The following is a 1,416-nucleotide window of genomic DNA, read 5'->3' on the forward strand; positions in this document are numbered from 1 at the left end:
GGTAAGCTTCACTTTGACAACTAAAGATCATACTTTGTTAAATGAAATTACCAGAATCACTACACAAGTTCCAGGCAATGCCTTGAATTCATTCATTTCAACCACTCCAATTACGCCATTGGGTCAAAAAGATGTAAATATGTCGATTGTGGTTCACCANNTATCCACGGCGCAAGGGTGAATTCGTCGACAAAGAGTACATCAAGATGACTGGTAAAGAAATGCTACAAGAATTAATTGGTCAATTGTCTAAGGTTGATCCAGGTCCACATAACATTAAAGATTTGGAAGATAAAATTTTGGCTAGTGTAATCAACTGTATTCCATGTTACATGCCATATGCTTCAGCTTTGTTTAACAATCGTGCAAAGAATGACCGTCCTGAAATTATTCCAAAACATTCAACTAATTTAGCTTTTACTGGAGAATTTGTTGAGCAACCTTATCAAATGATTTTTACTGAGGAAAGTGCTGTTCGCTCTGGTGAAGTGGCAGCTTTCCACTTTGCAGGTGTTCCAATGAGTAAATTGGTTCTAACCCCTAGATATGACAAAGATCCTAAGACTTTGATGAAAGCAACAAAGAGAATGTTCAGTTAAAAATATTATTTTCGATAATGTTTTAAAAATTTAACTTTATAATATAAAAAATGTTGATAATCTTGGTTATATTGAATGAACCTTGATATATCAACATTTTTTAACAAGTTAATTTCTAATTTTATATAAATAATGGCTTATCCCCATCAGTATTTGGCTTATTTAATCCAATATCTTGTCGAGCAATTTTACCATTGCTCCTAAGATAAGAATATTCATAATATTGCTTCTTTCTTACTAAAAAGCAATTAATTTATCAATAGTAAGTATATCTCCAAACATAAATATTTATAATTGGAAAGAAAAAAATAATATTGAATTGTAACGTAATAAATTGTAAATAAAAAAGCAAAATCATTAGATTTTGCTCTTTTATTATTATGCTAATGAATCCCAAGCAGGGAGTTTTTCAGCAGGACCTTCAGCTAATTTTTGTTGTTCTGGAGTTAAATATTTTTTGTGGACAACAACTTCATAAACATATTCTTCAAACCAATCTTGGCTCATAATGTAGTAGCCTTTTTTAGCAACTTTTTCACCCCAAGAGTTTTCAACTTTCCATTGGCGCACATCACCATTATCTTCATCAACACCAACTAAAGTCATAGCATGAGAAACTTCTCCAACTCCAGTTTCAAGTCGTTCTTTTTTGGACATTGTTAAGTCGACACCAAACAATTCATCTAATTTGTATAGGTTAGTTGCTAAAAAGCCAGTTTTATTTTCTTTTTGCTTACCAACATCATTACCAAACCAAACAGCTTCTCCATCTTTTAATTGAGCTACTGCAGCACTAGTTAAAAATTCCATTGGTACA

General features: G+C 32.0%; 1 protein-coding gene and 1 pseudogene. One reads left to right on the plus strand and one right to left on the minus strand.

Annotated features, from left to right (window positions below; all coding sequences use genetic code 11):
- Nucleotides 1-599 (plus strand): annotated as a pseudogene (locus ACNDLV_RS08240) (oleate hydratase); the annotation flags it as partial.
- 378 nt (nt 600-977) lie between these two features.
- Here ACNDLV_RS08240 and ACNDLV_RS08245 read toward each other — a convergent pair.
- Nucleotides 978-1,416 (minus strand): C1 family peptidase (locus ACNDLV_RS08245; protein WP_498883116.1); only part of this gene is annotated, 439 nt, incomplete at its 5' end.

Source organism: Lactobacillus fornicalis, assembly GCF_055362665.1.